This is a genomic window from Blautia sp. NSJ-140, assembly GCF_022868965.1.
GTDB lineage: Bacteria > Bacillota > Clostridia > Lachnospirales > Lachnospiraceae > Blautia_A.
Genome location: NZ_JALIFS010000003.1, coordinates 287,577 through 313,774, shown reverse-complemented (window position 1 = coordinate 313,774; position 26,198 = coordinate 287,577). Strand labels below are relative to the sequence as shown.

Sequence of the window (26,198 nt, the reverse complement as noted above, 5' to 3'; positions counted from 1 at the left end):
CGAAAACAAAAAGATTCCAATAACCGCGAGAAGCAGCGGATCAGGGTGGCAGGAGTGTATGAGAAAGTAACCAATCAGCGGAATAATTTCCTGCAGAAACAGTCAACGATGCTGGTGCGTGAAAACCAAACCATCTGTATTGAAGATCTGAATGTTAAGGGGATGATCCGGAATCATAAACTGTCAAAATCGATAGCGAGTGTTTCCTGGGCAAAATTTTTTGAAATGCTGGAATATAAAGCTGGCTGGTATGGAAATGAAATTCACAGAGTACCAACGATGTATCCAAGCAGTCAGACCTGCAGCTATTGTGGCTACAGAAATCCACGGATAAAAAATCTGGGCATTCGTATCTGGGAGTGCCCCAAATGCCACGCGTTCCATGACAGGGATACGAATGCAAGTATCAATATTCTGAAAAAAGGACTGCAGATGCAGTCTGCATAAAGATAAAAACTGTACCGTAGGACATACGGGAACAGTATAAATATAGCTTGTGGACACTGTGTAAGACATTGCAGTACCGTAAGGTGTTTACCAATGCAGTAGTGGGAGAAGCAAGAATCCCCCTGCTTTAGCTGTGGGGAGTGTCAAATAGTTTTACATATCATAATAAAGTGTATTATCATAAAAGCCGTTTGGTATGGAAAAAGCCGGATCTTAAGAAAGGTGACTTGATTACCGTATATGTAAATAATCTTGGTAAATCAACAGTTTATAATTGCAATGAAGCGGTCTGATATCTAGCCTCTATATTTCGGAAAAATACTGCACGATCTGTGGTTTACAGAAGAGCAGCTTCAAAGAATGCTGAGGATGAAAAATGCAAATCCATCAGCTGTATGGAAATTCAGAGATTATTAATTGGACAAATTGAAAGCTGAAAGGAAAACGGCCTATCCGTTTTCAGCATTGGCGGATCCGTCTGCTAATAAGTGGTTTACAAATCAAAAAACTTGGTAAGAGTATTTTCATAATTCTGTTCAATTTTGTCTATGTTTTCGAGAATCCTGTTCATGTACAAATGCAACTAAATTAGAGTATAATAAGGGAAACCATTGAAACTGGGTTTCCGTATTGGACATTCCTGTGATGGCAGGAATGTCCTTTACATATAGCGGTAAATTCTGAAGTAGTTGGCATAGAAGTTCATGAGGTAGTTGACGTATGCTTTAAATCTTTTCATTTCGTTTTCCTCCTTTCTATAATATCAGAAGACGTATATTACTTGCCAAATGGGAAGAAAAAGTAGACAAAACTTGCAGGAGATTAATTGGAATGTACTGGTAAGAGTATCACAGACGTTTGCCTGGATGCAGGAGTTGAGAGACAAAGGACATTTAACCGGGTATCTCGTGAAAGATATAAAGTAACGCCAAGGGAATACCGGAATCTTTATCGTGAACAATATATAAGTCAGACCCAGGATGAAATATCTGGAATGGAGAAATAGGATGGCATTTATACTCTGTATAGCAGCACTCATAATCATGATGTTTGTATTTACCAAAATGTTGTTAAGCTTCAGCAATAACAGCAGTGCGGCAGTTGAATCTGTTGATGCGACTGTAGTTGAAAAGAAGCAAGGAATCTATACCCATATGCAGTCTGAAACACATATACCTTGGTTTCGTGTTGTGTTTGAGATGACGGATGGAAGTTTGATGGAATTTCAAATACAACAGGGAGATTTTCGTGAACTGGAAAAAGGCGATCGAGGTATGCTGACTTATCAGGGAAATCGGTATATATGCTACCAAAAATATAAATTTAAAAGTGAAGCACAGGAGGAAGAAAAATGTTAAAAAGCACCAATTGAGCAGCATGTGGTACTTCCGGGATTTGAAGATGTAGAGGCTGGAATTGTAAAATGGCCATTATCTGTGCTTCGTATTCGTCATAAAAATTCCAACCGCTTGGTGGACCTGGCAACACATGTGCTGGAAGTATGGAGAGGCTATACCGATGAAGAAGCATTTATCTATGCTGAGACCAATGGAGAACCACATAATACAATTACACCAATTGCACGTAAAGTAGGTGATACCTACGAACTGGATCTGACATTAAGGAACAACATCACAACAGAAGAACATCCGCTGGGAGTGTACCATCCGCATGCAGAATATCATCATATTAAGAAAGAAAATATCGGTCTGATCGAAGTTATGGGACTTGCAGTTCTTCCGGCCAGATTAAAAGGTGAGATGGAACTTTTGGAAGAGTATATTCTCGAAGGCAAAGATATTTCTTCAAATGAACAGATTGAGAAACATGCAGAGTGGGTTAAGAAGTTTCTTCCGAAATATCCGGAAATCACAAAAGAAAACATCCATGGCATTCTTCAGAAAGAGATTGGAATCGTATTTACCCATGTTCTGGAAAATGCAGGAGTATACAAATGTACGACCGAGGGAAGAGAAGCATTCATGCGTTTTCTTGAAACATTATAAAAACTGAAATAAAAGGATTTTTGGGAAAATGGGAGGTAATTGAAACCTCCCATTTTTTAAAAGGAAGATGATGAAAATAGAATATTTTTTATAAGGTGTGAAACCTTCCTAGGCTTTTCTTTTGGATGTAAGAAGAAGTAGCAGTGGAACAAAAATAAAGATCCTCCATAGTGCAGGAATGGTGATATTGTTTCGGAATGCAAATGCACTGCCAGAAGAATCTGCCGGTATGTAAATGCGAAGATCTACAGTACAGGATGAACTTTCATCTCGTATATCTAAAGGAAGCTGAGAATGATATACTTTGCCTTCATGGGTGAATTTAACAGGCAGTGCCCAGTAATAATGACGCGGACTACCAAAATTATAAAGATAATATCCGTCTGCTTTGATTAAATTTGGATTTTCATGGTAAAGAAAATAGTTTTTATTGGCATAAAAGAATGTCCCGCCCATTAATAGAAACCAGATCAGCACCAGTGCAGCTTTATTCAAAAAAGGACTATCAAATACTCTTTTCAAAAAATTCCCTCCTGTCAGATAAGGACATTTTATCAAATGAACCAGGAAAATTCGATAGAAAGAAAAAATTTATTATTATGAGAACCGATTTGCTTGTATCTGCATCTAATTAGTGTAAAACAAACACGTGTACAATCCGGCCGGACAGAAGGAGAAAACAGAGAAGCGATTTTGTATAGAAGAAAATAAGTGAGATCTGATTAGGTGCTGTCGTGAATCAGTCAAGGATGAAAAATCCCTGACCGGTCATGGCAGCCCTTTTTTTCCTGTTTTCAGGGTTCTGTTCACAGAGAAAAAGGAAAGTGTCTGAAAGTACCCCAAAAGTGCTAAATGTGAGATAAATGATGATGCGGTGTTCCTATCCGTAAAAGAGCAGAGGGAAAATATTTTGTAGAAATCAGCTTACTGTTTGTAAAAGAAAATGTTTTTTTCAGCAGCCTTGGTTATTTTTTATTAAATCGGAGATATTAAAATCAGACGATTTAAAAAATTTGTCTGAATGCTGTTTATCGTTAAAAACAGGGGGCATGGATGGGAAAAAGAAAAGAGATAACCAGTAAGGATAATGGAAAGCAAAAAATGTGGATAATAATCACTGTCATCATAGTGTTCTTTGCTATGGCTGGCTATGCAGGAATGTCTTATTACTATTCAGACAGATTTTTTCGGGGAACAACGATCAATGGAATTAACTGTTCTGGAAAAACATCGGAAGAGGCAGAACAGGCGGTTGCTAAAAAAGCAGAGGACTATCTGCTGGAAGTAAAGGCAAGAAATCTGAAATCACAGAGTATCAATGGAAAATTGATCGGATATCGTTATGTTTCGGATGGCAGTATTTCCCAATATCTGGATGAACAAAAACCATATAAATGGGTTCGGGGATTTTGGAAAAAGCAAAATTATACAGCCAAGGAAAATATGACCTATGATAAAGTGAGGTTAAAAGAACAGCTGGAAAAACTGGAATGTATAAAAAAAGAGAATCAGACAGCACCAGAAGATGCTTATGTAGCTTATAAAGATTCGAAGTTTGAAATCGTACCGGAAACGGAAGGGAATACCATGGATTTCAATGGAGCTTATCAGGCACTGTCAGAAGCGGTTACTGACAAAAAAAGAACCATTGATCTGAATAGTTGTCCGGCTGTTTATGTAAAAGCAGCAGTACTGAAAGATGATCCAGATCTTAAAAATTCATTGGAAGAATGCCAAAATCTGATCCGGACCAAAATCGTATATATATTTGGAGAAGAAACGGTAACATTGGAGGGAGACGAGATCAGAAACTGGCTTATTTTTGATGAAAGAGGAAAGCTGCAAAAAAATGAGGATGAACTGAGACAGTGTGTGGCAGAATATGTGGCACAGCTGGCTGCCACACATGATACCGTAAATACAGAGAGGGAATTTTGTACAACAAACGGACGTACTGTTCAGGTGTATAGTTCCGTTTATGGATGGAAGATCGATCAGGAAAAGGAAATAGAAACCATTATGCAGGAAATGATTGCAGGAGTACAGATAAACCGGGAACCGGTATACGCTATGCGAGCAAATGCACGGGGAATGAATGATATAGGCAGCACGTATATTGAAGTGGACCTGTCTGCACAGCATTTATATTACTATCAGGATGGTTCTATCATTTTGGAATCGGATATTGTGTCAGGAGATATGCAGTATGCAGAACGGCAGACACCACCGGGAATTTTTCAACTGTATTACAAGAAAAGTCCATCTGTGCTGAAAGGAAAAATGTTGGAAAATGGGAAATATGAATATGAAAGACCAGTAACTTACTGGATGCCTTTTAATGGGGGGATTGGATTTCATGATGCTTCATGGCAGCCATACTTTGGAGGAAATCGTTTCCGAGAAGGTGGTGGATCCCATGGATGCATTAATCTTCCGGCGGACAAAGCGGCAGAACTTTATAATAGGATAAACGAAAGTGTGCCAATTGTCTGTTTTTATTAAAAATGGGCAGGATATATAGTTTTATATAGAGGTTTGTTTATAAAATGGAAGATCTTAAATGGTCTTCTGTTTTTTTATAATTATCAGCAATAATTTCATGGAAGAAAAGTGTGTATGTTCCGTCCAGATATGGAAAGAAGTCTTTGACTATTTTGACTGGGAACCGAAAAAATCGAGATAAATGAGAACTATTCGATTGATGAAGATGCAAAGGAAACCTTGCAGGAGAAGATCAAGAGGATGCTGGTTATAGAAGCAAAACGAATAGCAGTGTATTAAAATTAGGTGGATGTAATTGAGAAAAAAATATGATATCATGTTAGTAACAAAACGGAAATTATGGAGGAATAGAGTGTGAAAAAATGCAAATATTGTGGCAAAAAACTCAATGATAATTTTGAATTTTGTAACAGTAAATGTGAAAATTGTTATGAAAAGATGATGGATAAAGACAGCCATAAAATCAAGTATTTTACATTAGGCATTATTTTGGGATTCTTAGTTATGTTTTATGGCATTATTTCTAACAATAATGTCTTTATAATAGGAATTGGGATTGTAGTAATGGGTATAGATGTTGTTTTATTGCCATTTACAACTCCTGAAACAATTAATTTTCTAGGATATCAAAAGTCAAAATTCGCAGGAAGAATATCAGGCATATTGATCATAGCAGTTGGAGTATGGATGTGTTTTATTCAATGATAAATCCCAGCCTGCAAAATTGAAAATAAATTGAAAGTCACGAAATCGGAGGAGTTAATGATTATGTGGAATGAATTAGGCTTAAGCGGGGGAACCGCAATTATTATTTTGATTGCGCTGTATTTCGTCATCAAATGGGCAGTGAAAAATGGAATCAAAGAAGCCTACAGTGCCATTACTGGAAAGAAAACGGAAGAAGATGTCAGAAACGAAAAAGAATTGAAAGAACTCGGATTTGAGTTAGAAGATAAATAAAAGTTTGGAGAATTGAGAAAATCGGGATTTGGAGGAGATTCTTATTTATGAAAAAAGGGATAAACAAATCAATTTTATTTTACATTGCATCAGTTCTGTTTTTCATAGCGTCAGCTATTGGCTTTACGAGTGGAAATGAAAGTTCTATGGCTATAGTATGGTTATGTCTTGGTTCTTCATTTCTTTGCTTGGGTTCGACTCATAAGAAAAAGGAAAACAATACAGATGATAAATAATTTCCTGCTTGTATTGTTGGAAAATCGGGATTCATAGAGTTCTTTTGTGATTTGCAACTGCTGGTTGACAGATTTACAGCCTGAAATGGTGGAATGCAAACAGTAAAATTGTTATATTTAGCTCATAGAATCTGCAAAAGGAGGAAAAAATGATTTTAGCTGATAAGATTACAGAGGAAAGAAAAAAGAATGGATGGTCACAGGAAGAACTAGCCAATCAGTTGGGCGTATCCAGACAGGCAGTATCTAAGTGGGAAAGTGCAGGGGCTGTTCCAGATTTGCAAAGAATTTTACAGATGTCGGAGCTATTTGGTGTTAGTACAGATTATCTATTAAAAGATGAAATGAAAGCAGAAAATATCACCTATCGCGAAAGTACTGAAAGCTATGCAGAACCGTTGAAAAAAGTAACTATGGAGAATGCAAATGAATTTCTTGACATGAAAAGAAATGGATCCAAAGTAGTGGCAAACGCAACAAGTATGTGTATCTTAAGTCCAATATTATTGATTGTTCTTGTGACAATGGCAGAAGATAGCGTATTTCATGTTTCGGAATCTCTGGCAACAGTATTTGGATGTGTTTTTTTGCTTGGAATGGTTGCGGCAGCCGTCTTTTTGTTTATTACATATGGAATGCGTGAATCACATATGGAACATTTTGAAAAAGAATGCTTTGAAACAGAGTATGGTGTATCTGGAATGGTACGAGAAAAAAAAGATTCCTATGAACCAATTTTTATCAGAGGAACAGCTGTTGGGGTAGTGCTTTGTATACTGGCAGTGATTCCGACAATTATTGCCGGATCTATGGAAGCGTCCGACTATTACTGTGGTCTTTCCGTCGGATTACTGCTATTCATACTTGCAATAGGAGTGAATCTGTTGGTTCGTGTTGGGATGGTAAAAAGCAGTTACGATACCCTTCTTCAGGAAGGCGAATATACAAAAGAAGAAAAACTGTTTAAGAAAAAGACTGACACGTTTTCTGGTGTATATTGGTGCTTGACTACAGCGATTTACCTTGCATGGAGCTTCTGGACGATGAGCTGGGATATTACATGGATTGTATGGCCGGTTGCAGGTGTTTTGTTTGCAGCATTGCTTGGTGTGGTAAAAATGGTGTTAAAGAATGACAGTGAAACTCAGCACCATATTTAAGATGGAGTTAAGTTTTTTTTCGCATATTATACGCATCCAGAACTTCCAGTTGACCGAGCTATTTAGAGCGAATGATGCTTCTTGTCCAAAGAGCAAGAAAAGGTAGATTAGAAAGTGTTTTTTACAGGCAGGTGATTAGATGAATGATCAATTCTTACAAGGAGTATTATTCGATTGGAATAGAATTGATAACGATAGTTATTTAAAGAGAATTAAGGCTTTTAAAGAGATTGAAAAACTTGTTTTCAATAAACCAATTACCTTTTTTGTCGGAGAAAATGGCTGTGGTAAATCGACTTTATTGGAGGCACTTGCTGTAGCACATGGTTTTAATCCGGAGGGTGGAACAAAGAATTATGTTTTTTCTACGCATGATACACATTCAGAATTGTGTGATGCGATAAGAATTTCCAAAGGCTATCGGAAGGAAAAGTGGGGTTATTTTCTTAGGGCTGAAAGTTTTTATAATGTTGCAACGAAGGAAGAAGAATATGCGGATCTCACACATCCTTCCGCTAAATATCATGAAAAATCACATGGAGAGAGTTTTCTCGCATTGGCACAGAATAATCTGCGTCCAAATGGCTTGTATCTTTTTGACGAACCGGAAGCTGCATTATCCCCACAGAGACAGCTTACATTGTTGATGCAAATATATAGTTGTGCAAAAGAGGGAGCACAGTTTATTATAGTTACGCATTCGCCAATTTTGTTAGGAATACCTGATGCAGATATCTATTGTTTTGATGATGGACGAATACATTTATGCGAATATGAAGATACAGAGAGCTATCGGGTAACAGAAATGTTCATAAACAACAGGCAGATGCTGTTGGATAAATTGCTAACATATTAGACAATAAAGGAATTGACGGATTCAAGTCTATGAAATTAAGAAAATCAGGATTGTAGAGAAGGAAAATATTACATGAAGAAATTAGTATTGGTATCATTAAAAACGTTTGCCTTTTTTGTAGGCTGGGCTATATGTGCTTCAATTTTGCCTATACCAGATACAAAAAGTGCGGCAGTCTGGAGATTTTGGGCAGAATTGATTCCATTATTGTCAGTTATTGGTTTTACAATTATTTTCAGCTTTTATCAATAGCGTTATGCAGGAAGTGTTAGTTCGTGGTTACTTGTATCAGATGATAAAAAATAATTACAACATCGTTGTCGCTGTCCTTATATCTACCGGATTATTTACATTTGCACATGGTGGGGCTTTTGAAGCAGGAATACTTCCTGTACTAAACGTTATAACAATGAGTCTTTTCGTGACGGCAGTTTTGGAATACACAGAATCCTTAGTTGCTCCGATCGTAATCCATTTTTTATGGAATGGAGTTGGTGCAATTATTTTGGGTGGAGTATCATTAGCAGAAGATTATCCGCATTTGTTCAACATGGTAATTAGTGGAAATTCAATTTTGTCGGGTGGCAGCTGTAAAATTGAAGGTAGTATAGTTGTACTGTTTATGAACTTGATTTTAATGTTTGGATTCGTAATGGCAAAAAAGATAAGGGACAAAAATCTATAATTTCAGTTTTATTGTACTTTTCTAATTTGAGACACACTGTGCCCTGAATTGAGCTGGTCACATTATCGTGCCCTGATGCGTATAAATTATGAGAAAGCAAGAACAAATGCAATGTAGACCTGGGATTTAAAAAACTATACTATAGAAAAGCGTTAGAGGTGGCAGCGGGAATGAAAAATAAAATTTTGGTGATAGAAGATGACCGTGCAATTTCAGAATTGCTGTGCATGAACCTGGAGGCAGCAGGGTATGAGACTGTGGCAGCGTATGATGGGGAAGAAGCCCAGAGGCTGCTCTTATGGCAGGAGGATGCGGACCTGGCAGTAGTGGATATCATGCTGCCGGGAAAAGACGGGTTTGCATTGATGGAGGATTTTAAAAAGAAGGAGCTTCCGGTGCTCTACCTGACTGCAAAGGATGATGTGGCTTCCAAGGTGAAGGGATTAAAGCTGGGTGCGGAAGATTATATGGTAAAACCTTTTGAGATGCTGGAACTTCTGGTACGCATTGAGAAGGTGCTGGAGAGGACGGGACGGGCAAAGAAAGTCTTAACGGTCCGGAACATCCTGGTGGACATGCAAAGCCATCAGGTCTACAAAGACGGGCTTCCGGTAAGCCTAAAGCCAATGGAATATGACCTCTTTGTGCTGCTCCTGCAAAATAAGAATATTGCGCTTGGAAGGGAAGAACTGTTAAAACGGGTCTGGGGAGAAGACTACCTGGGAGAAAGCAGGACGGTGGATGTCCATATCGGACAGCTCAGAAAAAAGCTGGAACTTTATGATGAGATCAGGACGATTCCGAAACTTGGATACCGTCTGGAGGAATAAGGATGAAGCTGTGGAAACGAACGGTACTTCTTATGCTGGTAACGCTATTATGTGCCCTGATCCCAGTGGGAACGCTAAGTCTTTATATCACAGGAAAACGAAGCCTCAATAATACTGCAGAGACCTACGGAAGACAGCTGGAAAATGGCAAGATACTCCTGGAACAATTTTGGGATAACAGCAAATATGAGCAGATGTCCGAGACTGGAAAGCAGGCTTATATGGGCTTTCAGTTCCAGCGATGCTGTGGGGAAGGCATGGCCCTGATCGACCGAAAAAGCAATGCCGTCATTGAAAACCTGACAGATTATAAAGTGGTGGGGCTCGAAAATTTAGGCTTAAAGGATGAAGGAGATCCGTATGCCTACAAGATACAGAAACTGGGACAGAAATACCTCCTTCTCCAGCTGGAACCATTATCCAGACCGGAAGGATACGAAGTCCTCTCTGTCCGGGAAGTCACAGGGCTTTTTGCAGAGCTGAGACAGACCGCTGTCTGGTTTTTGGAAATTTATCTGGCTGTGTTCCTGATCGCCGGCCTTTTTATTTATATGATGATGCGAAGAACTGTGGAACAGATGGAGAAGCTACAGGAAGTGGCAGAGAAACAGGAGCTGCTCATGGGGGCACTTTCCCATGAAATGCGTACCCCGTTAACGTCCATTATCGGGTATTCGGATACCCTGCGCCATGTAAAGCTGAAAGATGAACAGAAAGACCGGGCACTGGAACATATCAACCGGGAGGGAAAACGCCTGGAGGCTCTTTCTGGGAAGATGCTGCAGATGCTGGGGCTTTATCAGAACCATGCCATACAGATGGAAATGACCATGGCAGGTGACCTTTTAAACCATGTCATAGACATGGAAAAAGAACAGGCAGAAAAGAAAGCGGTGCACCTCAAGATGGAATGTGAAGCCTTTTCCATGAAAATGGATCCGGCCTTGATGGAAAGCCTTCTGATAAACCTGATCGACAATGCCCTAAAGGCTACGGATGCCGGTGGAAGCATTTGGGTAAAGGCTTATGAGAAAGCTGGAAAAAAGATCTTTGAGGTGTCGGATACCGGAATGGGGATCCCGGAGGAAGAACTGGGAAAGATCACAGATGCATTCTATATGGTGGACAAATCACGAAGCCGAAAAGAAGGTGGATCCGGACTTGGGCTGGCACTCTGTGTGAAGGTGGCAGAAATCCATGGCGGATGCCTGAAAATCAAAAGCAGACAGAGAGAGGGGACCACGGTAAGAGCCATCTTCTGATTTACAATTTGTTTACATCTTGATGAATACATCGGCGAAGCAATATGGTACTCTTTTCTCATAAGAAGAGGGTACCTTTTTTAATACCGACAGGAAAGGATGGAAAAAGGATGAAGAAAATAAAAATGTTTATGGGAGCCGTTCTGTGTATGAATCTTTTGACATTATCCGGATGTGACCGTATTGTCCAGTCTGCTGTTGTGGAAGAAAAGGATCAGACAGAACAGAAAAAAGAAGAGAAAAAGGAGACAGTTCAGAAAACCGTTGCCGAACAGGTACAGGCACCGGAAACATACCAGACAACGATCCAGGCAGATCTAAGATCAGCGGACCGGGAGGATAAAGAAACTCCGATGAATTTTACCCTGACAGCGGATGCACCGGTAAAAGTGCCGGATGTAGATGCAATCTGTTTAAAAAAGGTAAAAAGAATGGCGATTCCTGAAGAAGAACAGAATAAAATAAAAGACACATTCGGAAAAGGACAGCCCATGCAGGAAGAGAAGAATGAGAACGAACAGGCGGGGACATATACAGTAGATGGACTGACCTATCGGTATTCTTATACACAGAGTGAGCAGGTATCGGATGTGGAGGAACTTGGATTTCAGATAGCGAAGTTTAGCTTTGACGATTGTGGGGACATGACCCTGGCATCAAGTGAGAAAAAAGAAAGGGAAGAACGCTTTCAAAATTATATAAAGGCAGGAAGCGGGAAAGTGTCTGAAAAGGAAGCAAAGGAGAAGGTTTCAGGTCTTGTGTCCGGAGACTGGGAGATATTTGAAAGTTCCTCAAAAGCACTTACTGAAGGAAGCACTACCCTGGAAAAAGATGACTTCATTTTTGAACGGATGATAGACGGGGTTCCGGTTAATTATGTGAGGGAAACCTCTTTGCCTGTTAATGAACAGGCTCTTGAATGGGAAAACGAAGATGGAACACTTCATGAAGGACAGTCTGAAGGATGGGAAAATGAAGTACTGACGATGGACTTTTGCAGTGGGACACTTCAGAGTTTTCTGCACCGAAATCCCATAGAAGCATCGAATGCTTCCGATGAGAGGCTGTTCTTACTTCCTTTTGATGAGGTCAAGGATATCTTTGAAAAAACGATCACTTTGCAGGTCATGACAGAAGACAAGAATCGGCTGATCTCTGTCGATGGAGGAAGCCACTACCGTTATCCGTCCATTGATGCACAGAGTGCGGAGATAACCATAACAAAGGTACAGCTGGGTTATATGTGCATGCCAGACAGTGAAGGCAGCGATACCGAAGCAGTCCTGATCCCGGTGTGGGATTTTTATGGAACCTGGACATCCAAAGAGCCAGAGTATGAGTACGGAAATGGGGAGGATGGACCGGTCATAGGAGACGTGACGATGGATGCTGCAGGTGTTCCACTCCTTACGATCGATGCACGGGATGGAAGCGTAATACAAAGGATTCAGGCTGGATGGGCGACTTCTATGGGCTCCAAGGATATAAAATAGAGTGTGAATTTCAATTTCTAATCAATGATGACAGAAAGACCTGGATTTTCAGGTCTTTCTGCTTTACAGGAAAAAGAAAAATACGTTATACTTTTCCTATAGAAAAAGGTTGGAGGAATATGTATGGCAGAAAAAATGGCAGAGCAGATCGCAGAGATTTTAAAAGAACCTAATTTTCAAACGGCAGAGAAAGCACTGACAGATTTCTGCGGACCGATGGATGGGGAATTCAGGAATCTTCTGGTGGATATTATTGTGGAACGATGGATTGATACGCCTAAAGACGTACCGTTTTCCTATGCCCGCAGCATTTGGAATCGGAAAGATATAAATAGAGAAGAGTATCAGGCATTGCTGGAGGAAATCCGAAGCTATCCCATCGCACCGATCAACAAGGCAAAGATATCGGATTTTTTATGGGTTGTGGAAAATGATTTTTCAAATGCAAAAATAGCAGAAACGGCTTATTGCGAACACTTATTGGATATTTGATAAAAACTGCCATGGAGGAAAAAGTGGATACAGGATATCTGATCCCTTATGTGGAAAATATCTTGAAAACCTACGATGACAATAGCTGCGATGCACCGCTCATTGGTAAGTTTTGTGATCTGTTGGAAGAACTCTATTGCAGAAAAAATAACTGGCAGAAGAAAAACTGGCAGAAGAAAAAGTGTATTACTGAACCTAAACTGATTGCGATACGAAGACGTAAGATTCAGGCTGTCCGGATGGAGGCTGAATATGCCGGGGCCTCTTCCAAAGGAAATTTAATGAGAAAGATTCACTATTTGAAAGAGGTTATTCAGTTGTTAAAGACCATACAGGGTACGGAAGAAGAAAGAAAGGCACTGTTGCAGGAAATAGCACAGATAGAAGAAGCTTCCCTTTCGGAGATGATGGTATGGAGTGATAAACAGGATGCCAGTGGCATTGTAAAAGAACTGTTTCGCCAACTGGAAGATCTTGATAAAGAAGAGGCATTATGTTATTTTGCTTCATTTCTTCCGATTCCGGAAAGAGAAAGGGTAAAGAATCAGGTATTAAATAGGACTGGGATTCTGCACACGATATTTCCCGCGGCAATCCTTGGAAAAGGAGGAAAATTAATTGCTAAAAGCGGGCCTGTGAAAAAGCCCGATGGAACAATCGATGAAGGTGCGCTTAAGGATAATATGGAGCGGACAGCAGCCATGGAGATGGATTATTTTGCACAGATCCTGGTGAGCAATACGTTTGAATATATTCGTTCCAGATTTGTGATCGAAGAGAGTGATGTAAAAAAGATTGTAGATGTAAGTTGTGCGATTCCGGAGGGGAGAAAAGAATCGTATACCAAGGGTCTTATGTTTGGCTTTTCAGGAGATTTTTTGACGGCGCTAAGTATCCTGATTCCACAGATAGAAAATGCAGTAAGATATCTGGCAGTGGAATGTGGAGAACCTGTTTACAACATGAATGAAGAAGGGATTGAAGAAATAAAATCAATGCACGCTGTCTTAGAATTGGAAGGAGTAAAAGAAAGTCTGGATGAAGACCTTATATTTGCTTTAAATACGATTTTCTGTTCAAAATTTGGATTTAACATGCGCAACAATGTGGCACATGGAATGCTGGATGATCAGGCATTCCAGAGCTTTAAAGCTTTGTATATCTGGTGGTTTACACTGAAATTTTGCTATCTATTCTGCGGAAAATTACAGGAGGAGAATAGAAGCAAAATAAATAAAAAGCTGAAACAGCTGATGGAGAAGAAAGATAATATGGATGAGAATTAATATAAAATGGTTGGACGGATGGTATGGTTTCCTTAAAAAGTGTTCGGAATTATCTGGCAAGCATAGCGTTTGGATATCAAAACGCACTTTGGGGACGGCCTCAACCCCCGGAATGTGTAGCACTGAGAGTAAATCTATAAATATAATATGAATTATAAAAACACTCCAACTTATTAGTAGTCAGAGTGTTTTTCATAAACATATATTTTTAAATAAAAATATAGAGAAAGTATTTTGGTAGTTACGGATTTAAGAAAAACCAAAATTCATGTCCCTGGCATACAATATAGCGCTCCAACCATTCATTAAAAGGAAGGTTAAAACGATCGGTGTCAGGAGCTGGATAACATAAATAATCTTCTCTACCTTCTAATACAGCTTGTAAATCCATGGTTATATCACCTATATCTTGCAGAAAAAGAATGGGAAGATGATAGGTGAATTCTGGATCAGATAAAATGGGTGTATTATTCCAAACCTCTTTTTGATTAAGAGCTTCTTTTAAAGAGTAGATGGTACAGCTGACTAGAGAACTACCCTCTTCTCCACAAAAAAGCTCCATTCCATTTGAACAAGATAAAAAGGCTTTATACGAAGCGGGAAGTTTCATGTTGGGAAAATATTTTTCAAATAACTGAAATTCTTCGGAGGATACAGGTGGGTAAAATTTATGAGTTACTTTTATAGGCTCATCACCTAAATGCCATTGATAGACCCAACCATTATTATCCATTTCATATTTTAAATTTTTGAAAATTCTGTGTATTGCATTTACATCTTCCATTATATCTCCTACTAATTTTTAAACAAGAAGTCATTGCCTAATGATGTGACATTCAAAGATAATCTCTCTTTATCATGTAATGAGGATATTTTTATATCAGATTAATCAATATTTTGATTTGACGCAAAATGCCAAAATTGACGATTATTATCAATGTAAGCAATAACGTTCACATAAGTATTATTCTTAATTCATTTTTTACGCATAATTGTCCTTCTGAAAAATATTTGGATGTCAATTAGTACTTTGTTCAATAACGGAGAATAATTATAGCACATTTCACGGTTTTTTCAATGGTTTTTTGAGCATTTATACGACTATGAAAAAACATAATATTACTAGAAAACAGTTACAGTAAGAATTGAGTAATTAGATAAAAAAGATCGTATTCGAAAAATGGTAATGTTGTGCATATTTTCGATTTCTTTTCCTCGAATATAAATATAGTATCTCTATTTTGAAGTTTTCAGTATAAAATCATATAAATATATAATAAAATTTATTTATAAGCCCCCAAAAGGACAATAAGAATCCTCAGACAGAAATACTACGTAATTGTCGAAAAAATATATTCAAATTGAGTATCTATATTTTTCAGTAAGAAGAGTTCAATAGTAAGTTCAAATATCCTTGCAGATAGCAATATCATCAGAAAAAGTGTATAATTACAAGGAAAGCATTGATGATAAAATTTATCTATGCAGAAAAATGTTGATGGATTGAGGTGATAAGTGTGAGAATTGATAAAATTTGTAAAACGTGTGGATTTGATTCCAATGGTGTGTGCGGCATGTATACTACATGCAAGGAAGGCGAAGAGTGCGATGACTGGGAAGCTTCTTTGGAGTATTATACGGAGATTACGAAAAAAGCACCTTGGTATATTAAGGGGCCTTATGATAGATGTAAAATAAGTTATGAAAAATTTCTGGATCTTTTACAACAGGATGAACAGGGAGTCGGTGTAGAAATAAATATTTATGATGCGATTGAAAAGGTCTATGAATTAAATTCAGTAGAATTAGCAGGGGTGTTAGATGTGTCTATGGGAGTGTTGGGATATGCCAGCACTCAAAGAACGATATCAAAGAGAAAAAGACCATTTTCAAGCAGGCTGCATATTCCGGAAAGCTTCTTTGATAAGTTTTTATCTACACAACTGGATGCATTAAAGAAATGTAGAGAAGAATTTCGTGATTGTTATGGGGACGAGCTGATAGAAAAATTTAAGCAAAATGGTTATGCTGCAATGGAAGCAAAGATAGAAAAACAAAATGCAGTCGATAAAATAAGAAATGAAAAGTACAGGGAAGAGAACCAGAACAGATATCAGTATAAGGAGAAGACAAAAATGTACCATGATCTATCTGATGATTACAAATCCAGGGACTATGTGATTGCGATAACCTTAAAAGAAGGCGATTATTATGGAAATATATTCTATGAATACAGCTCTGGAGGATATGGCTTGTCTGTAGACATAATGGAAGATATTTTGCAATTTATTGAAAATCTGGATTGTGAAGAAATCAATGAGTTAAACGAGGAAGGTCTCTTAAATAATAATATAGCCTTGCAAGCAGACATAAATGGCAAGGATATTCATTTTGAACTGAGAAATGATGCAGGGGAAAAGCTGGAAAAAACAATCCCGGAAGATGAACTGCAAAAATACATTGTTGGTTATGAAATGATCCGGTGCGATGGACGTGGAATGAAAAAGGAACGCAGAAAATGTGGTTCCTGCGAAAATTTTACACCGATAGAAGGCTGTGCAAAAGGAAACTGTTCTGTTAGAGGTGATATCATTCAGAGAAGCAGAATTATATGTTCCCATGATTATGTGTTGAAAGCAGATAAAGTATTATGTTAAAATCGTCTCGTACTATCAATGGAAAAGATGATTGTATAGATTTACTATAGGAATTAGAATATATAAATTGTAAGGATATATTGTGTGATATTGCACTTTATATGATAAAAACAAGATAAAAACGCAATGCATATTTTTAAGATATGCTAGAGCTGGTAGGTAGCCCAGCCGTCCTATGTAAATAGGGTAAGTAACCTGCCCCTCCGGGTTGTCCATTCTTTGTTCAATTCATTTTAGGAGGGATTTTTATGGACAAAACAAATGGAAAACTGACGGTATATTTTGAAGAACCATTTTGGGTAGGCGTATTTGAGCGTATTGAGGATGGTAAATTATCTGTAGCGAAGGTAATATTTGGTGCAGAACCAAAAGATTACGAAGTGCAGGAATATATTCAACAATACTATTTCAGTTTGAAATTCAGTCCGGCTGTTGAAACTGTTGTAAAGGATATAAAAAGAAATCCGAAACGGATGCATCGAGAAGTAAAAAAGCAGACAATAAGAACAGGTATTGGCACAAAATCGCAGCAAGCATTGAAATTACAGCAGGAACATAACCAACAGGAGCGTAAAGAGAGAAATCGCAAGAAAAAAGAGGCGAAAGAACAGCGAATGTTTGAATTGAAACAGCAAAAGAAAAGAGAAAAGCATAAGGGGCATTAAAAGCCTCTTGGGCTTTAGCCCAAATCGGAATTGACCGAGCGCATTGGGCGAGAGATACTTCTTGTTTGAATGTTGGAATGATTATAGGTATTTGTTTTCGGGATGAAAATACCGTTTATTTATTCTAGACATAAGATGTCCGGTTGAAAATTAACGGATTCTCGTTTTATGTCGTGGTAATTTTGGTGCATATTGGTAAGCTGTAAGTGGAAGAGAGGTAGAGATATGGATACAAAAAAGATTGGAGCCTTTTTAAAGCAATGTCGTAAAGAAAAGAATCTTACGCAAGAACAGCTTGCCGAGAAGTTTGGGGTATCTGCAAGAACAGTTTCCAGATGGGAAACAGGAATAAATATGCCAGATCTCAGTGTACTTGTTCAACTTGCTGAATATTACGATGTTGAGATGAGAGAGCTCCTAGATGGAGAAAGGAGCCAGACTATGAATAAAGATATGAAAGAAACACTGGACAAAGTTGCGGTGTATGAAGAATGGGTGAAACAAAAAGCATTAAAGGCTGGAAATCTTGCATTTGCATCAATGTTTGTGATTGGTGTGTTAGCGATTATTATTCAGATGCTATTAATGGTGGATACTCGTTTGGTTTTGGGAGAGATAGTAACTGTCTTAGTAGGAGGAATCCTATATGTAGCTATTATGGTGTATAATGGAATATGGGATAAATGCCTGCCAAAAAGTGCTGCTATATGGCGGAATTTTCTCACCAGTGTAATATGTGCAGGAATTTTTACAGTCATCTATGGTACATGTTTATTTAGAATGGGAGCTACAGAAACACAGATAACACGATTGGCATTGGGATTTCTGATAGGTATTACTATTGTGTCATTTATTATTCTTAGGACCTTAGCATTTATTAATCGAAAAAGAAATCAGAATTCACCAAATGTTCAGGAGAGAAAAGAAACTTCCCAATCTAAGACAGAATGGACAAAGATTTATAATGCACAGAATATAGTAGAGACAGAACAGCTCGTAGAAATGTTAAAGCAAAGTGAAATAGAAGCTTTTTCCCAGGAAGCAGGTGCGAATGTTGCAATGCATGGGGCACCCGGATTTGGAATATATGGCGTGGATATATTCGTGAAAACCGATGATACAGAGAAGGCAGTACAGCTGATCAAGGAGATTAATAACCAAGAGAATGAAGAAATTTTTTGACATTGTCACATATGCGTGCTAATATGATTATAGAAAAAGTGTGCTGCCGATAGACGGTTAGTCCACATACTTAATTGATTGAAAATAACCGTTCAGTTTGCTAGACTGAGGCGGTTATTTTTGTGTCTTGTTATTAACTTTGCCGAATACCTTTGAGTAACGAAGGAGTGAGATATATGGAGCAATTATTGATTGTTGAAGATGATATTGGTTTGAATCAAGGTTTATGCAAAGCACTGAAAGTAGATGATCGGAAGATTATTTCCTGCCAAGACCTGAAAACGGCGAAGGAGCAGCTGCTTTGCAGCGGTGTATCCCTGATCCTGTTAGATATCAATCTGCCGGATGGCAGTGGGCTTGAATTGCTACGGGAGGTCAAGGAAACCACACCCGGGATTCCTGTTATTCTGCTGACTGCCAATGATACCGATCTGGACATCGTGGACGGACTGGAGAGGGGCGCTGATGATTACATTACCAAGCCCTTTTCTCTTTCGGTTTTGCGGGCAAGGGTGAATACCCAACTGCGAAAGCAAACGTCAAGCCATAAAAATGTACCGATCCATATTGATCTATTTCACTTTGACTTTGAAGCAATGACCTTTTATGTGGGAGATTCAAAAGTAGAGTTGAGTAAAACAGAGCAAAAATTACTGCGTCTTCTTGTTGAAAACCGCGGTCAGACCATGACGCGTGGAAACCTTATAGACAGGATCTGGACAGATGGCGCAGAATATGTGGATGAAAATGCTTTGTCTGTTACGATCAAGCGTCTGAGGGATAAGCTTGGGGCACAGAAATACATTAAAACCGTCTATGGAATCGGTTATAGCTGGGTGACAAAAGATGAATAAAAGCGGCATCGTGATCATACTGCTGTGTTTTCTGGCGGCGGTAGCTGTTGTATTATGGGAGCGGAGAAAGGTCAGAAAAACGATGGAAGAAATCGAAAGGATGCTGGACGTTGCCATGACCGGTTCTTTTTCTGAAATCACTTTTGATGAAAGCCAGCTGTCTGCTTTGGAAACAAAGTTTGCACACTATCTTTCTGCCGCAGAAGCATCTTCTCGAAATATGGCACAGGAAAAAGACAAAATCAAATCCTTGATTGCGGACATTTCCCACCAGACGAAAACGCCGATTGCAAACCTGCTGTTATACAGCGAGCTTTTGATGGAGGAAACTCTGTCTGCATCGGCAAAGGAAAACGTGGAGGCACTGTACAAACAATCGGAAAAGCTACGATTTCTGATTGATTCTCTTGTAAAACTTTCCAGACTGGAAAATGGGATCATTTCACTTTCCCCTCAGCAAGCATCACTTCAGCCGCTGCTTGAAAGCGTAGTAGAACAATATGCCGCCAAGGCTTCTGGAAAAGGATTATCCATATATCTGTACGATACAGATATTTCCGCTACATTTGACTTCAAATGGACAGCGGAAGCACTGGCTAATATTGTAGACAATGCCATCAAATATACGGAGCATGGAACAATCACGATTTCTACCGTAAGTTACGAAATGTTTACAAGGATCGATATATCGGATACCGGTTCAGGTATCCCGGAAAACGAGCAGGCAAAGATATTTTCCCGTTTTTATCGTTCAAATGCTGTTCAGGAACAAGAAGGGGTTGGCATCGGCTTATACCTTGCCCGACAGATTATATCCGGTGAGGGCGGTTATATCAAGGTTGCTTCCGTTCCGGGAAAAGGAAGTACGTTTTCCATATTTCTGCCGAAATAACAATAATTCTATCAAAATTGTTAGATTTCATTTTCCGCCGGAAAGAATGTGGAAAGAATCCTATGCGATAATCTGTATGTATCAAAGGATCGTTTCCTTTCATACATACAGATTTTTTCATGGAGGTACTTGTTTATGGAGGTTTTACAGGCAAAAGACCTGAAAAAGATTTATGGCTCCGGTAATAACGCCGTTCATGCGTTGGATGGAGTTGATTTAAGTGTGAAGAAGGGAGAGTTTGTTGCAATTGTCGGCACATCCGGATCCGGAAAATCCACGCTGTTGCATATGCTGGGCGGGTTGGATCGCCCTACAAGCGGCACGGTCATGGTGGACGGACAGGATATTTTCTCCCTGAAGGAGGAAGCACTGACCATCTTCCGCCGCAGGAAAATCGGCTTTGTATTTCAGAGCTACAATCTTGTTCCGGTGCTGAATGTATATGAAAATATCATTCTACCCACTGAACTGGATGGCGGAAAGGTAAACAAGGCTTTTGTGCAGCAGATCGTGCAGACGCTTGGACTGAGCGACCGTCTGGATGCCCTGCCCAATCAGCTCTCAGGCGGTCAACAGCAGCGAGTAGCCATTGCCCGAGCGCTGGCGGCAGCACCCGCTATCATTCTGGCAGATGAACCCACCGGCAATCTGGATTCCAAAACCAGCCAGGATGTATTGAGCCTTTTGAAAGTCACCAGTCAAAAGTTCGCCCAGACAATCGTAATGATCACTCACAACGAAGAAATTGCGCAGATGGCAGACCGCATTATCCGTATCGAAGATGGTCGGATCGTCTCCCAGAACTAACGGGAGGTGGCTACGATGAATGTCAAAAACAGAAAATGTATTCGAAAGCTCAGCTTAAAATCTCTTTATGCGAACCGTCGCCGCAATCTGATCGCCATTTTTGCCATTGCGCTGACAACGCTGCTATTTACTTCCATGTTCACCATTGTCTTGTCACTGAACGCCAGCTATGAAACCTACCAGTTTCGGCAGGTAGGCGGCTATGCGCATGGCACCTTTAAGGATGTTTCCCCCGAGCAGGCGGAACGCATCGCTGCCCACCCAAAGGTGAAGGCTGTGGGGGCACGGAAGGTGATCGGCATCACTGTGGATGGTGTCTTTTCCAAAACGCCTGCAGAGATCAGCTACATGGATGCCAACTGCACTAAATGGAGCTATGCAACCCCTACTACCGGACGGATGCCCGAAAGCGGCAAAGAGGTAGCCATGGATACGGCAGCGTTGCAGCTGCTTGGCGTAACGCCGGAGCTGGGCGCCGAGGTCACGGTTTCCTATTCCATTACAGACAAGGATCAAACCGCCTTTACTGTAACAGATACCTTTACGCTGGTGGGCTATTGGGACTATGATGAACTAATGCCTGTTCATTACATCAACATCAGCCGTGATTACGCAGATGACATCGAAGCGCAGGCAGTGAAAACAGGTTTACAGCCTTTCCGCACCGATTTGAATGTCATGCTGGCCTCCGGCACAAACATTCAAGGGCAGATGGAGCAGGTGGATACCGATCTTGGTTACACATGGGACAGCTATACCGATCCCAACAGCGTCCGAATCGGTGTTAACTGGGGATATACCTCATCCCAGCTGGATTCACAGCTCGATCCAGAGCTGATGGTCGCCATAGCAGCTTTTTTGCTGCTGGTGATTTTCACGGGGTATCTTATCATCTATAACATTTTTCAGATCTCTGTTGCAGGGGATATCCGGTTTTACGGACTTCTGAAAACCATTGGCACAACGCCCCGGCAGCTCAAACGCATCATTCGCCAGCAGGCACTTCTGCTTTGTCTGATCGGCATTCCGGCGGGGCTGCTGCTGGGCTATGGCATCGGCGCTGTTTTGGTTCCTGTTGTCTTGCGCTCCACCCAGTTGGATGCAGGCATCACCACCATCAGCACATCGCCTGTGATCTTCCTTGGTTCTATGCTGTTCGCCTTGTTGACGGTGCTCTTGTCCTGTTCCAAGCCCGGAAAAATGGCAGCTAAGGTCTCTCCGGTGGAGGCTACCAAATATACGGATGCAATGCAGACCAAGAAAAAACAGCGCAGCACCCGGGGAGCCAAGCTCCATCAGATGGCCTTTGCCAATCTGGGACGAAACAAGAAAAAGACGGTGCTGGTGGTGGTGTCTCTGGCACTGTCGGTGACGCTGTTCAATGCGCTGTGTGCCTTTGTGGGCGGCTTCAGCATGGAGAAGTATGTATCCTTCATGACCTGCGCCGATTTTATCGTCAGCACGCCCGACTATTTCCGTTACAACCCGGCAGATGAATTCATCACGCCGGAACAGATCGAAGAGATCGCAGCAAACACAAAGTCCAGTCTTTCCGGCACGGGATATGCTGTGCGAAAACCCGTATATCTTTGGATGACGGAGGATGCTCTGCGGCAGGACTATGCAAGGTACGAAAGCGCCGAGCAGTTGGACAGCCATATGAGCCGCATGGAGCACCGGGGCGATATGGTGATGGGAGATACCAGAATCGAGGCTCTGGATAACAGCCTGTTTGACAAGCTGCAAGTGTTCGACGGAGATATTTCTCCTATGCTGGAGCCAAACAATAACGCTATTGCCATTGCGGTTTCCTTAGATGACTACGGTAATCTGCCCAATCCTGAATACTACCCCAAGGTGGGAGACACGATCACCGCCACCTATGCGGACGATGTGAAATATATCGACAGCCGCACCGGGGAACTCCGCACCGAAAATACACCGGAGGAGTACTTTCAGGAAAAACTGTATGGAGCCAGAGATGTAGAGTACACGGTCTGCGCCTTGGTAGAGCTTCCGTATTCCATGAGTTATCGTTATGGTGGTATTGGATATGAGGCAGTTTTGTCTGTGGATACCGCACAGAGGGACAGCGGTGGTGCGGCCATTCCGATGCTCTACCTGTTCGACACAGCAGACGAAGCGGACGAGGCCGAAGCAGAGCAATATCTGTCGAAGCTCACTGCCGGTGAGTTTTCGCCCTTGATGTATGAAAGCAAGGCCACGGCTCGCTCCGAGTTTGCTCAGTTCCGGCAGATGTTCCTTCTGATCGGTGGTATCCTCTGTGCTATCATCGGGCTGGTGGGACTCTTGAATTTCTTCAACGCCATGATGACCGGCATTCTTTCCCGCCGCCAGGAATTTGCTGTGCTTCAGGCTGTAGGAATGACGAACCGGCAGCTCAAAACCATGCTGATCTATGAGGGGTTGTTTTACGCAATGTCTTCCGTAGCGGCGGCCTTTATGCTGTCGCTGGTGATGGGACCTCTTGCGGGAAAAATGCTGGGCAGTATGTTCTGGTTCTTTGAGTATCGGTTCACCGTTCTGCCTGTCCTGCTGACAATTCCGGTATTTCTTCTGCTTGGGTGGCTGATTCCCTGCATGATGTATGATAACGCAGCGAAATGCAGCATTGTAGATCAGTTAAGGGATGCTCAATAAATCAAGCGTGACCGTTACAAGGAATAAAAACTTACGGTGAAACCGGTCATCAGCCCGATCACTTCCCAGGAGAAGGTTACTTACAGTTCTTCAAATAAGAAGATCGCGACGGTAAGTTCCAATGGTGTGATCACAGGAAAGAAAAAGGGAACAGCCTATATCACAGTGAAATCTGGAAAAATCCGCAAAAAAGTAAAAGCAATTGTTAAATAAAAATGATTCAAGTAGGAGCTGCCTTTCATGAATACACATGGAATGGCAGCTCCTTTTTTCATTTTTTACATGTAGCTTTATTTGCAGAAGTAGATTACGATATTAATAGTTGACCAAGAGAGAAGAATGTTTAGATAATATGTTATAGTGATAATGGAAGCATGGTAACAAAAAAATTATAAAAATAGAAAAAAAGTGCAACCAAACAGAAAAAAATACGTTCTATATAATAGAAAACATTAATATGGCACACTGCAAATAACCTATCTGCATAAAAACACTAATATACAGGGGAGAAATGTGATATGGAAGATACACATATTATAAATTTATTTTTAGAAAGATCAGAAGATGCAATTCGCCAGGTAGAAGTAAAGTATGAAAAATTTTGCTTTAAGATTGCATGGAATATTTTATATAACACAGAAGATTCAGAAGAATGTGTAAATGATACGTGGCTGATAACGTGGAATAAGATTCCGCCTAAAACGCCAACAAAATTATCTGCATTTCTTGGAAAAATAACCAGAAATTTGGCATTGGACAATTTCAGAAAGAAAAATGCTTCAAAAAGAGCAGATACACATATGATGGATATTTGTGGTGAAGTGGAAAAACTGGAAAATACAATAAAGGATTATGTGGAAGAGGATATAAAGAAAAAGGAAATTTTGAATATTTTAGAAAAATTTTTGAGTGATTTAAAAGCAGGGGACAGGGATATTTTTGTCAGGCGATATTGGTATATGGATAATATTAAAGACATTGCAAAAAGACATGGATGCTCTGAGACTAAAATTAAATCCAGTCTTTTTCGAAGCAGAAACAAATTATGGGAAGAGGTGAAAGAAATCATATGAAAAAAGAAAACAATTTTTTAGATCTGATGGGAGAAATAGATGAAAAATTTGTTTGCGAAGCTTCCTTGCCATGGAAAAAGCGAAATGTTAATTTGAAATTAAAATTAGCAAAGATTGCAGCAGCAGGAGTTGTAATAGCATTATTGATAGGAGGCTTGGGACATCCGCATGAGATAAAGGCGGCCTGGGAGCAGATTACTTCGTGGATTCAAACGGCATTGGGGATTAATGAAAATGTAGAATCATATATAGATAGTGTTGGAAAAACGATTACTAAAAATGGAATTTCTATTACGTTAGATGAAATTGCTGCTGATAAGGAGAATTTATGGGTGGCAATATCTGATAATATAAATGATTCAAAAGAAAAAGAGACTATTCTACTAACAGAAGTGGAGATAAATGGAAAAGCGGCACAGTTAGATGGAACATATGCTCTGGAGAAAAAGGAGAACGGAACAGATGGTCAGGTTTGTCATTATAGGTTGGAAGATACAACTATTATAGATAATACAGCAGATATAAAAATGAAAGTATGGTTATTTGATCCAACAGAAATGGATACTGCTGATACAGAAGATACGGATGACTATATTTTTGAATTTTCATCAAATTGGGAAGAACTGGAGAAGAATACCATAAATGTAAATGTGAATAAAAAAATAAAGATATCTCCAAATCAAAATCTGACGATTTCAAAAATGAGCTTAAACGATTTGGCAAGTACAATTTATGGAAATTTGGATAATAAAGAATATGAAGATTATTATTTAATAGGAACCGATGATAAAGGAAATCAGGGGCTTTATAGAATGACAAATTATGGAGGCACAGAGACCGTGTTTGAAGAAAGCAGAAATAATACAAAATATAAAGGAATTTCTCCAGATGCTAACACGGTGACATTAGAATTATATGTAAATAAAGAAGAAAAAAACAGAACAACATATAAAAAATATGAAACAGGAATAGAAGATACTTACGGAGAAGGCGAAGGATGTGTTTATGAAAGTGATGAAGATCCTCTGGATTTATATAGCCAAGTGGAAGGAAAAATAGAAATTAAAGTCAGATGACAAAAGAATAATTTAATCGAAGAGAGGTATGAGATACCGCAATTGGATATTTTTACTGTAAAGATAAAAAAAATAACAATAAAATGTTTGGTGGTACATTTAAGATTCGTATAAAT

Annotated in this window: 28 protein-coding genes and 1 pseudogene; 27 read left to right on the top strand and 2 right to left on the bottom strand. The window is 39.7% G+C overall.

The window, feature by feature from the left end; translation table 11 throughout:
- From MUB50_RS05835 to MUB50_RS05820, 4 genes and pseudogenes are all read left to right on the top strand, one after another.
- Positions 1-447 (top strand): transposase (locus tag MUB50_RS05835; RefSeq protein ID WP_244802525.1); only part of this gene is annotated, 447 nt, incomplete at its 5' end.
- 826 nt (positions 448-1,273) lie between these two features.
- Positions 1,274-1,453, top strand: coding sequence for an AraC family transcriptional regulator (locus MUB50_RS17155; RefSeq protein ID WP_118064556.1), 180 nt, complete (start codon positions 1,274-1,276; stop codon positions 1,451-1,453).
- Between the two features lies 1 nt (position 1,454).
- A complete protein-coding gene (locus tag MUB50_RS05825; protein WP_181989094.1) occupies positions 1,455-1,805 on the top strand; it encodes a DUF2500 domain-containing protein in 351 nt (116 codons plus the stop codon).
- Positions 1,806-2,453: pseudogene (locus MUB50_RS05820) on the top strand (UDP-glucose--hexose-1-phosphate uridylyltransferase); the annotation flags it as partial. It lies immediately after the preceding gene.
- 108 nt (positions 2,454-2,561) lie between these two features.
- On the opposite strand, the gene MUB50_RS05815 reads toward MUB50_RS05820, so the two are convergent.
- The gene (locus tag MUB50_RS05815) at positions 2,562-2,975 is read right to left on the bottom strand and encodes a hypothetical protein (RefSeq protein ID WP_118624622.1); all 414 of its coding nucleotides are present in this window, start codon (positions 2,973-2,975) and stop codon (positions 2,562-2,564) included.
- A 531-nt stretch (positions 2,976-3,506) separates the two neighbouring features.
- Between MUB50_RS05815 and MUB50_RS05810 the strand changes: the two genes are divergently transcribed.
- From MUB50_RS05810 to MUB50_RS05755, 13 genes are all read left to right on the top strand, one after another.
- A complete protein-coding gene (locus MUB50_RS05810; protein WP_118064563.1) occupies positions 3,507-4,955 on the top strand; it encodes a L,D-transpeptidase family protein in 1,449 nt (482 codons plus the stop codon).
- Positions 4,956-5,309: 354 nt separating this feature from the next.
- On the top strand, positions 5,310-5,660 hold the full coding sequence (locus tag MUB50_RS05805) for a DUF2116 family Zn-ribbon domain-containing protein (protein ID WP_117996831.1): 351 nt from the start codon (positions 5,310-5,312) through the stop codon (positions 5,658-5,660).
- 63 nt (positions 5,661-5,723) lie between these two features.
- Positions 5,724-5,915 (top strand): DUF6019 family protein, encoded by a 192-nt coding sequence (locus MUB50_RS05800; RefSeq protein ID WP_059085796.1) that lies wholly within the window; start codon positions 5,724-5,726, stop codon positions 5,913-5,915.
- Between the two features lie 47 nt (positions 5,916-5,962).
- Positions 5,963-6,151, top strand: coding sequence for a hypothetical protein (locus MUB50_RS05795; RefSeq protein ID WP_005342828.1), 189 nt, complete (start codon positions 5,963-5,965; stop codon positions 6,149-6,151).
- Positions 6,152-6,300: 149 nt separating this feature from the next.
- The gene (locus tag MUB50_RS05790) at positions 6,301-7,311 is read left to right on the top strand and encodes a helix-turn-helix domain-containing protein (RefSeq protein WP_118513848.1); all 1,011 of its coding nucleotides are present in this window, start codon (positions 6,301-6,303) and stop codon (positions 7,309-7,311) included.
- A gap of 139 nt (positions 7,312-7,450) precedes the next feature.
- The gene (locus MUB50_RS05785; RefSeq protein WP_118513846.1) at positions 7,451-8,167 is read left to right on the top strand and encodes an AAA family ATPase; all 717 of its coding nucleotides are present in this window, start codon (positions 7,451-7,453) and stop codon (positions 8,165-8,167) included.
- A gap of 72 nt (positions 8,168-8,239) precedes the next feature.
- Positions 8,240-8,419 carry a hypothetical protein gene (locus MUB50_RS17030; RefSeq protein WP_330637472.1) on the top strand — a complete coding sequence of 60 codons (180 nt, stop codon included), beginning with the start codon at positions 8,240-8,242 and terminating at the stop codon, positions 8,417-8,419.
- Between the two features lie 4 nt (positions 8,420-8,423).
- A complete protein-coding gene (locus tag MUB50_RS05780) occupies positions 8,424-8,852 on the top strand; it encodes a CPBP family intramembrane glutamic endopeptidase (RefSeq protein WP_330637471.1) in 429 nt (142 codons plus the stop codon).
- A 170-nt stretch (positions 8,853-9,022) separates the two neighbouring features.
- On the top strand, positions 9,023-9,682 hold the full coding sequence (locus tag MUB50_RS05775; RefSeq protein WP_118039749.1) for a response regulator transcription factor: 660 nt from the start codon (positions 9,023-9,025) through the stop codon (positions 9,680-9,682).
- Between the two features lie 2 nt (positions 9,683-9,684).
- Positions 9,685-10,944 (top strand): sensor histidine kinase, encoded by a 1,260-nt coding sequence (locus tag MUB50_RS05770; protein ID WP_244790437.1) that lies wholly within the window; start codon positions 9,685-9,687, stop codon positions 10,942-10,944.
- A gap of 110 nt (positions 10,945-11,054) precedes the next feature.
- Positions 11,055-12,437, top strand: a complete 1,383-nt coding sequence (locus MUB50_RS05765; RefSeq protein WP_244790435.1) for a DUF6034 family protein — start codon at positions 11,055-11,057, stop codon at positions 12,435-12,437.
- A 123-nt stretch (positions 12,438-12,560) separates the two neighbouring features.
- A complete protein-coding gene (locus tag MUB50_RS05760; RefSeq protein ID WP_244790433.1) occupies positions 12,561-12,929 on the top strand; it encodes a hypothetical protein in 369 nt (122 codons plus the stop codon).
- Complete coding sequence (locus MUB50_RS05755) at positions 12,905-14,215, top strand: DUF4209 domain-containing protein (protein ID WP_244790431.1); 1,311 nt, start codon at positions 12,905-12,907, stop codon at positions 14,213-14,215. Before MUB50_RS05760 ends, MUB50_RS05755 begins: the two co-directional genes overlap by 25 nt.
- A 241-nt stretch (positions 14,216-14,456) precedes the next feature.
- Here the strand turns inward: MUB50_RS05755 and MUB50_RS05750 are convergent, their stop codons facing one another.
- Positions 14,457-14,999, bottom strand: coding sequence for an SMI1/KNR4 family protein (locus MUB50_RS05750; RefSeq protein ID WP_118169675.1), 543 nt, complete (start codon positions 14,997-14,999; stop codon positions 14,457-14,459).
- A gap of 733 nt (positions 15,000-15,732) precedes the next feature.
- Here MUB50_RS05750 and MUB50_RS05745 point away from each other — a divergent pair.
- From MUB50_RS05745 to MUB50_RS05700, 10 genes are all read left to right on the top strand, one after another.
- The gene (locus tag MUB50_RS05745) at positions 15,733-16,872 is read left to right on the top strand and encodes a hypothetical protein (protein ID WP_173756296.1); all 1,140 of its coding nucleotides are present in this window, start codon (positions 15,733-15,735) and stop codon (positions 16,870-16,872) included.
- A 248-nt stretch (positions 16,873-17,120) separates the two neighbouring features.
- Positions 17,121-17,537 (top strand): YjdF family protein, encoded by a 417-nt coding sequence (locus MUB50_RS05740; RefSeq protein ID WP_118253786.1) that lies wholly within the window; start codon positions 17,121-17,123, stop codon positions 17,535-17,537.
- Between the two features lie 225 nt (positions 17,538-17,762).
- Entirely contained in the window at positions 17,763-18,719 is a 957-nt protein-coding gene (locus tag MUB50_RS05735) for a helix-turn-helix domain-containing protein (RefSeq protein WP_092072146.1), read from the top strand.
- A 176-nt stretch (positions 18,720-18,895) separates the two neighbouring features.
- Complete coding sequence (locus MUB50_RS05730) at positions 18,896-19,573, top strand: response regulator transcription factor (protein WP_244790429.1); 678 nt, start codon at positions 18,896-18,898, stop codon at positions 19,571-19,573.
- Entirely contained in the window at positions 19,566-20,465 is a 900-nt protein-coding gene (locus MUB50_RS05725; protein ID WP_244790427.1) for a sensor histidine kinase, read from the top strand. The genes MUB50_RS05730 and MUB50_RS05725 overlap by 8 nt, the downstream gene beginning before the upstream one ends.
- A 135-nt stretch (positions 20,466-20,600) precedes the next feature.
- Positions 20,601-21,272 (top strand): ABC transporter ATP-binding protein, encoded by a 672-nt coding sequence (locus MUB50_RS05720; protein WP_118392951.1) that lies wholly within the window; start codon positions 20,601-20,603, stop codon positions 21,270-21,272.
- Positions 21,273-21,287: 15 nt separating this feature from the next.
- Positions 21,288-23,933 (top strand): ABC transporter permease, encoded by a 2,646-nt coding sequence (locus tag MUB50_RS05715; RefSeq protein ID WP_244790425.1) that lies wholly within the window; start codon positions 21,288-21,290, stop codon positions 23,931-23,933.
- Between the two features lie 36 nt (positions 23,934-23,969).
- On the top strand, positions 23,970-24,146 hold the full coding sequence (locus MUB50_RS05710) for an Ig-like domain-containing protein (RefSeq protein ID WP_118515515.1): 177 nt from the start codon (positions 23,970-23,972) through the stop codon (positions 24,144-24,146).
- Between the two features lie 305 nt (positions 24,147-24,451).
- The gene (locus MUB50_RS05705) at positions 24,452-25,006 is read left to right on the top strand and encodes an RNA polymerase sigma factor (protein WP_118392949.1); all 555 of its coding nucleotides are present in this window, start codon (positions 24,452-24,454) and stop codon (positions 25,004-25,006) included.
- Positions 24,979-26,082: a DUF4179 domain-containing protein gene (locus MUB50_RS05700; protein ID WP_118515513.1), complete on the top strand. Its 1,104-nt coding sequence runs from the start codon at positions 24,979-24,981 to the stop codon at positions 26,080-26,082. The genes MUB50_RS05705 and MUB50_RS05700 overlap by 28 nt, the downstream gene beginning before the upstream one ends.
- The last annotated feature ends 116 nt before the right edge of the window (positions 26,083-26,198 follow it).